General features: G+C 53.1%; 5 protein-coding genes. 2 read left to right on the top strand and 3 right to left on the bottom strand.

From position 1 onward, the window contains the following. Positions 1-264 precede the first annotated feature (264 nt). Positions 265-1,218 (top strand): nickel/cobalt transporter, encoded by a 954-nt coding sequence (locus tag IM290_RS17475; protein WP_193042093.1) that lies wholly within the window; start codon positions 265-267, stop codon positions 1,216-1,218. Positions 1,219-1,251: 33 nt separating this feature from the next. Here the strand turns inward: IM290_RS17475 and proP are convergent, their stop codons facing one another. After that, positions 1,252-2,754 carry a glycine betaine/L-proline transporter ProP gene (gene proP / locus IM290_RS17470; protein ID WP_015570231.1) on the bottom strand — a complete coding sequence of 501 codons (1,503 nt, stop codon included), beginning with the start codon at positions 2,752-2,754 and terminating at the stop codon, positions 1,252-1,254. 646 nt (positions 2,755-3,400) lie between these two features. Here proP and kdgT point away from each other — a divergent pair. Next, a complete protein-coding gene (gene kdgT, locus IM290_RS17465; RefSeq protein ID WP_193042119.1) occupies positions 3,401-4,393 on the top strand; it encodes a 2-keto-3-deoxygluconate transporter in 993 nt (330 codons plus the stop codon). 33 nt (positions 4,394-4,426) lie between these two features. On the opposite strand, the gene IM290_RS17460 is transcribed toward kdgT, so the two are convergent. After that, entirely contained in the window at positions 4,427-5,305 is an 879-nt protein-coding gene (locus tag IM290_RS17460; RefSeq protein ID WP_193042094.1) for a diguanylate cyclase regulator RdcB family protein, read from the bottom strand. Beyond that, a complete protein-coding gene (gene crfC, locus IM290_RS17455; RefSeq protein WP_193042095.1) occupies positions 5,302-7,656 on the bottom strand; it encodes a clamp-binding protein CrfC in 2,355 nt (784 codons plus the stop codon). The genes IM290_RS17460 and crfC overlap by 4 nt, the downstream gene beginning before the upstream one ends. Positions 7,657-7,836: the final 180 nt, after the last annotated feature.

Genomic DNA, 7,836 nt, shown 5'->3' with positions numbered 1-7,836 from the left:
TTCAGGATTTTTTCTCTTCAACCGACCGGGTTGTCTGTGAAGTGATTCACATCCGCCGTGTCGATGGAGGCGCATTATAGGGAGTTCTCCGCAGGCCGCAACCGCTAAATGACAGAAAAATGACTGACTGCTGCATTCCACAGCAAAACCCCGCCTTATACCTTTTTACGCACAGAGTTATCCACAATCTATTGACGATCCCGGTGTGATCCAACGATTTGAACACTATACTAGCGGCAAATATTTCTCTCGCGGGCCAACCTCATGACGACACAACGACTTCAACGTGACTGGCGTATCCCAACCGCCGGGCTCGCCATGCTGGTGTTACTTATGGCAGGTTTTGCACTGCATACGCACTGGAATGCTTTTATTCAGTGGTGCCTCGCCACCCAGATCACCCTGCACCGATATCTGGTGATGTATCTGCTGCAACTTAATAATCATCAGTACAGCGGTGGGCTATGGTTGTTAACCGGTGCGTTTCTTTATGGTGTACTCCATGCCGTTGGACCTGGGCACGGCAAATTTATCGTTACCACGTATCTCACCACCAATAAAGAGAGCCAGCTCGCGGCGCGCGTCGTACCGTTTATCGGTAGCATGATGCAGGGCGTCAGCGCGATCGTCTTTGTCTTTATCCTGGCGGTTGGATTGAACCTCGCGTCAGGAGATATCAGCACCAGCCGTTGGTACGTCGAGAAAATCAGCGCCGTGCTGATTGCCGTCTTCGGCGCGTTTATCATTTATCAGGCGCTCAGCAGCCTGCGTCCGCGCAAAATGGCGATTAGCGCCATCAAGCCGCTTCACCAGCATAATGAACGCTGTGGCTGCGGCCATCACGGCGTAGGGGTGGATCTGACTAAAAGCGACTGGAAAACCCGTCTGGGCGTGGTGCTGGCCATTGGCGCACGCCCGTGCAGCGGGGCAATTATGATCCTGATGTTCTCGAATGCGCTCGGTATTATTAGATGGGGGATTGCTGCTGTGATGACAATGTCGCTGGGCACGGCGCTGTCGATTATGGGGCTGTCGCTGGCAGTACGTTACGCGCGGGAACGCACAGTAGCCTGGTTTGGCGGCGGCACGTCCCTGAACTGGGTAATGCCGATGGTCAAAATTGCCGGAGGGATTGTTCTGATGCTGTTCGCGACGATCCTGTTCCTGACGGTGATCCCCGTCAGCGCCGGCGGCGACTATATTGCCGCAGGATGCTAATAAAAGAAAACCCGCCAGCGGCGGGTTTTTTTATCACTCGTTAATTCGCGGATGCTGATCGACAAGGCGAGAGCGTTTTGTCTGGAGCGCCTCAATCTCTGCGTCAATATCTTCAATCTTCTGCTCTACATTATCGTAGTGCTCACGCAGGATCTCTTTCGCTTCCTGAATATCAGACGCCGCAGGCGTTGCCCCTTTCAACGGACGATTCGCCGTCTCCTTCATGGTAATACCGGTAATCAGGCCGATCACCGCAATGACCATCAGATAGTAAGCAGGCATCATCAGGTTCTGCGTGCTCTCCACCAGTGAAGCAGCAAGCGTCGGCGTCAGGCCCGCAATCAGAACGGAGATATTAAAGGCTGCCGCCAGCGCACTGTAGCGAATATGCGTCGGGAACATTGCCGGCAGCGTAGAAGCCATCACCCCGATGAAGCAGTTGAGGATCACCGCCAGCATCAGCAGACCGGCGAAAATCAGCCCCAGCACATTGCTGTTAATCAGAATAAAGGCCGGGATTGCCAGTGCGAACAGGGCGACGCTGCCGAGAATAATGAATGGCTTACGGCCAAAGCGGTCGCTCAGCAGACCCATAATCGGCTGCACAAACAGCATACCCACCATGATGGCGATAATAATCAGCACACCGTGGTCTTCCGAGTAGTGCAGGTTATGCGACAGGTAGCTCGGCATGTAGGTCAACAGCATGTAATAGGTCACGTTGGTGGAAATCACCAGACCAATACAGGTCAGCAGGCTGCGCCAGTGTTTGGTCGCAATCTCCTTGAACGACACTTTCGGGCCATCCTGTAACCCTTCACGGTCACCCTGCTCCAGCTTTTCGACGTGCTGCTGGAACGCAGGCGTCTCTTCCAGGGCGTGACGCAGGTAAAGCCCTATGATGCCCAGCGGCAGCGCCAGGAAGAACGGAATACGCCAGCCCCAGTCAAGGAAGTTCTCTTCACCCACGACGGTTGAGATCAGAACCACAACCCCCGCGCCCATGACAAAACCGGCAATCGAACCAAAGTCCAGCCAGCTGCCCATAAAGCCACGTTTACGGTCCGGAGAATATTCAGCGACAAAAATCGATGCGCCGGTATATTCGCCGCCAACGGAGAAGCCCTGCGCCATCTTACAGATCAACAGCAGAATCGGCGCCCATATACCAATAGTTGCATACGACGGAATAAGGCCGATACAGAATGTACTTATCGACATGATGACAATGGTAATAGCCAGGATCTTCTGGCGACCATATTTATCACCCAGCATGCCGAAGAAAAGGCCACCGAGAGGACGAATCAGGAAGGGAACGGAGAACGTACCCAGCGCAGCAATCATCTGCAAGCTGGGATCGGCACCAGGGAAGAACACTTTACCAAGTGCATAGGCCACAAAGCCGTAAACACCAAAATCGAACCACTCCATCGCATTACCGAGCGAGGCCGCTGTAATCGCTTTGCGCAGTTTCGCGTCATCAATAATGGTGACATCGCGCAGCGTGATGGGTTTTACTTTTTTCCTTCTAAGCATAGCTTTCCTCGTAGACTCAGCCCTGTCCGTTTCACAGCGCATTTTACAAGCTGTGAACCAGAGACCCGCTCCATGCGAATCTCCTTATTCAAGCGTAGCAGGTTTACTTACATTGACGTTTTACCTCAATACAACCGAACCTGTTGACGCCTGTCTGGGCAGTTAAAGACCTTTTTACCCTACCAGCGTTTATATATGTGATCAACTTCACACATATTTTTCCTGTTCGTAAGTTGCCTTCAGCTTCTGTCAATTCACGATAAATAAGGTCACTCTTAACTCCCTTATCAAACAGATCTTAACGCCCGTTATTATTCCTCCCCAAACAAAATGCAAGCACATTTCTTCACAGCGAATTTACACAAAATTCAATTATTAACAGTGGGCAATCCTGTTTACATTCAATATGTGACGAAGATAACTAAAACAGCGTTTTATTTTCATTGAATCACAATTCCAAAGATCGCATGATAAATCCGAACACGATATCCCAGCAGCTTTCAAATGAAGGAATGCTGAACACCTGAATTTCGCTCTACAGCATAAATAACGAATCGATTGGCCCCAAAAAAGGCAATCGTTTGAATTTGTTGATCTATTTTTTGAGCTTTCCGCCAGCCATGCGGACGAGATGTGAGGGTTAATGATGAAGATTAAAGCAACAATAGAACGCATCCCGGGCGGGATGATGCTGGTCCCGCTGGTACTTGGCGCGATATTAAATACGCTAGCCCCGAATACCGGTGCTTATTTTGGCGGTTTTACAAAAGGTATGATTACCGGAACGGTACCGATTCTGGCAGTCTGGTTCTTTTGCATCGGCGCATCTATTAACTTGCGTGCAACAGGTACGGTATTACGTAAATCAGGGACGCTGGTCATTACTAAAATTGCGGTCGCCTGGGTTGTTGCCATGATCTGTGCAATGTTCATTCCGGAGAATGGAATTCAGACCGGCTTCTTCGCCGGATTATCCGTTCTGGCCATAGTCTCAGCAATGGATATGACCAACGGCGGTCTCTATGCCAGCCTGATGAATCAATATGGCACCAAAGAAGAATCGGGCGCGTTCGTGCTGATGTCCCTGGAGTCGGGTCCGCTGATGACGATGTTGATTCTGGGTTCTGCCGGCCTTGCCTCTTTTGAACCACACCATTTTGTCGGGGCGATCCTGCCGTTCCTGATTGGTTTTGCGCTGGGCAACCTCGATCACGATCTGCGTGATTTCTTCAGCAAAGCCACCCCGGTACTGATCCCGTTCTTCGGCTTCGCGTTGGGCAATACCATCAACCTGAACGTGATTCTGGAAACCGGCCTGCTGGGCATTGTGCTGGGTGTTGCCGTCATCGTCATCACGGGTATTCCACTGATTATCGCAGACCGCGTCATCGGGGGCGGCAACGGAACCGCGGGCGTGGCCGCCTCTTCGGCCGCAGGCGCTGCGGTAGCCAACCCGGTGATTATCGCCCAGATTAACCCGGCCTTTGAACCCGTGGCCGCTTCCGCCACGGCTCTGGTTGCCGCCAGCGTGATTGTGACGGCAATTCTGGTCCCTGTCATCACGGCACTGTATGCCAGACGCTTTGGGCATGTGCCTGAGTCCCGGACAGAACCTGAAGCGGTAGAAATGCCCCACTAACCCTTTCGCCCCCTCCTTAAAAAGAGGGGGCAATCACGTACCGAATATCTCTTCCACCATGCCATCCACCAGCCGTTTTGCCGAACAGAGTCTCGGCATCCCCAGCGCGACCGTTTGCCAGCTCTGCGTCACTGACCAGCTCACCGGATGTTTATCCGCCTGACACCAGTCCCCCAGCCAGCCCAGCATATCTTTATAATCAATCAGACCGGGAGAAGCGGACATCGTCAGCCACTGATGGTAAAAATGCCGGGTGGTAGGAGAAGCATTAATTCCCTGTGCCAGATAGTTTGCGGCCATGCTGCGCAAATTATCTTTCAGCATGGCCGCCACATCGCTATTCGCCAGACGGCAGGCATCGCCAAACGCCCCCCAGCGCAACTCTTCCAGCACGATAAAGCAGCGGCCAGCCAGCGACCAGCCGTCATACTGCCCGGCTCGCCAGCGGGTAAAAATTTGCTCGCTGTGCTCACCCGCCTGAACCGTCAGGCCGCGCTGCGCGAGCGCTTTCTCTTTATAGGCGGCACGCTGGTTGAAATGTGCGGAGAGCTCCTCGTACTGCTGCAACAATCCGGGTGGTTGAGGGAGGCGTGGATTCACCTGCTGGCGCAGGGCTACCAGCCTGTCGGACATACGGGTCAGCGCAAGGTGTCCGGGGTCGAGCATACCGGCCAGTTTCTCCGCCAGACCCAGCCGCAGCGCTGCATTTTCGTTGAGCATTCCCGCCATTGCCCACGGCCGCAGCCGGGTCTGCGTAATGATCTCCTGCGTCAAACGCTCACGAAATTGCAGTTGCTGTGGCCCCAGGAGGGAGTGACGTGAAGCATCCGCCCCCTGGACCAAATCGACCATAAATTTTGGATGAATACACTCCAGCGTCCGCCCGGGACCGTCCAGTAGCTGTGTTGTCATGGTTGCTCTGCCGCGAATAAGGTTTGAATATCATCGCGTAACAGTCGGGTATCTTCCTGAATCCACGCCGCAGTAGTCATACTTTGCTTCAACAACTGGCTAAGCGCCCGGGTTGAATGTTCATTCTGCTGCCGCACGGCAAGGCTATCACGCAAGCTTTCCTGTAACCCGGTCAGGCACAACGAAAACTCTGCAAAGAACGTTGCCATACCTGCCGTAACAGAGACATCGACCTGCGCGGCCAAAGCTTTACGTATTTGATCGCAAAACTGATCGATATGTTGCGTAAATTTGCCATGAAGCTGAACGATGTCGATGATATAGCGTGTGCGCGTCACGACATACTCTTCCCAGCCCCAGCCGGGATTATTGAGCCAGCGCGAGACGGTATTACGTACGCTGCCTGCCCCTGCTGGCTGACTGGCGGGAGGGGTGTCCTGCACAATGGCATCATTAAATAAGCCGCGCGTATTGAAATTAAGCTGGTTTGCCTGAAACGCCGGGAAGCTAATCCGCGCCCGAAATCCGGCATGACTGAGCTGCTCCTTAATTCGCGTCTCGATGGGTCGCATCGCCTCATTCAACGATCGGGCGAGCGTAGACTCCAGCTGATCGAAGCGTAACGCCAGCTCCCGGCCAATTCTGCTCTGCGCATTCAGCATAATCTGCTCGCATGACGATCGGATCTTGCTCAGGACAATCTGCGCCTGCCCTTCATCGTCAAGCACCAGCTGCTGGATCGCATCCGCGTCGTCTGCACGCAAACTGGATGGCTCGCGCCCTGCTAAATCAAGAATAGACGGGCGGCTAAAAATGTCGCCCAGCGCCTGGTGAAGTTCACCTTTCTGGCGAAGCAGGAATGCATCCGTTGCGTTAAGCGCCTCTTCAACTTCATGCTGGACCTCATCGCTCACCACGCTCTGCCGCTGACGCAGCATCGTCATATCCTCTTCCAGGCGCGCAATATTCAGCTCCAGCTCATCAAAAGCGACCGTCAGTCCCTGATGGCGAAAATCCAGGTATTCTCTGGCATTTTGCGCATAGTTCAGCAGCTTATGCGATGCCGACCGCAAAGCGAACAGCGAGGCGTTGGCGTAAGCCGCGTAAATCAGTTTGCGGATGGGCTGTTCGAACAGCGAATCCTCCCACAGCAGATCCGCCGCATGGCGAATATGGTCAATATCGTCCAGGTCGGCCGTTCGCCAGCGGCGGCCCAGCGCGGCCTCGGCAAAATCCTGTACCCAACGCTGATCCTGATGATCGGGAAGGCGCCCATGAACGTTCATCTCATAGCGGGCGCGGTTTGCCAGATAGGCCCACATAGAAGAGACCGGATAAATTTGCCCTGGAGAAATATTTCCTTTCATCAGCGTGCCGGAAATCATCGCCCGCACCTGCTCTTCATCGTCGCTGTTACGATCTTTCTGATCGAATTTGTTGACCAGGGCGTAAAGCGGTACGGATTTGCCGGCAGCCGAAATTGCCTGACGAACCTCCGCATCAGAAATAGATTTAAGCTGTGTATAGTCCATCACCGCCAGCACGGCGGAGGCGCGCGCCAGCTGCTCGCTGAGCATTTTTTGCAGGTGCGGCTGACCGGCCTCGTTCGGCCCCGGCGTGTCGAGCAGCGTCAGTTGCCCCAGGTGCGCATCCAGACCGGCGAGATGCACAAACTCCACCTCAATCACCGGAATATGTTCTATCGCGGCATACTCAGAGAACGGAAACTCCACGCCCAGCGCCTGAGACAGCCGCACCAGATCGTTCAGGCTTTTCAGACAATGAAAGATGGGCTCCGCGCCCAGGTGATGTTTTTCAAACGCCTCACCTCTTTCTATGCGCTCCAGCAGCGTATTCATGTCCTTGTCGATTTCCAGACGCCGCGCCAGCTTGCCGCGATCTTTATCGCACAGTTTTTTCTGCAACTGGGTAATCAGGGTATCGATGGGCGAAACGTGCAAAAAATGCAGCACCGGCTCCTTCTGGCCCGGCGTATGGCGGATCAGCGTGGGAAGTGCCGTCATCGGACGATTGCGGTTCGGCAGCACTTCCGTGCCCACAATCGCATTAATGGTGGTCGATTTTCCCGCTTTCATGGTACCCACAATCGCCAGCACCATTTCGAGGCGGGTTATTTTGCGTAATTCGTTATTCAGCATCGCCTGCTGAGCGTCGACACCCCGTGCGCTAAAATGTAACGGCAAAACGTTGTTATTAACGCCGCTCATCGTAGCGGCTGTGCTATCCAGCTTTGCAATCGGCATAGATTTTAATGAATCAAGATTGTTCAGAGCGAGCTGTAACAATCGTTCAGCTTCCTGGCTTAATTCAAATATGGTCTGTGTGTGCATGATAAAAGCCTTCCCTTAACGCAAATTTATTACTTTTATTAAGCCACGATGTTTTAATTATACTTTTCAGGCTTATATGATCACGTATGGAAAACATGTTCATTTAATGCAACCAACTGAAGATAATGAGAATTTAAAAACCACCCTCGTAATACGTGTAAAACATCCCCTGGCCAGAAA

This window comes from Enterobacter cloacae complex sp. S1 (genome assembly GCF_014930525.1).
Classification (GTDB): Bacteria; Pseudomonadota; Gammaproteobacteria; order Enterobacterales; family Enterobacteriaceae; genus Enterobacter; species Enterobacter hormaechei_C.
The sequence above is the reverse complement of the archived record's forward strand: the minus strand, read 5'-3'. Positions and strand labels throughout refer to the sequence as shown.

Excerpts from the sequence above, each read along its gene's own strand:
- IM290_RS17475 (WP_193042093.1), top strand. The coding sequence starts at position 265 with ATGACGACACAACGACTTCAACGTGACTGGCGTATCCCAACCGCCGGG.
- proP (WP_015570231.1), bottom strand. The coding sequence starts at position 2,754 with ATGCTTAGAAGGAAAAAAGTAAAACCCATCACGCTGCGCGATGTCACC.
- kdgT (WP_193042119.1), top strand. The coding sequence starts at position 3,401 with ATGAAGATTAAAGCAACAATAGAACGCATCCCGGGCGGGATGATGCTG.
- IM290_RS17460 (WP_193042094.1), bottom strand. The coding sequence starts at position 5,305 with ATGACAACACAGCTACTGGACGGTCCCGGGCGGACGCTGGAGTGTATT.
- crfC (WP_193042095.1), bottom strand. The coding sequence starts at position 7,656 with ATGCACACACAGACCATATTTGAATTAAGCCAGGAAGCTGAACGATTG.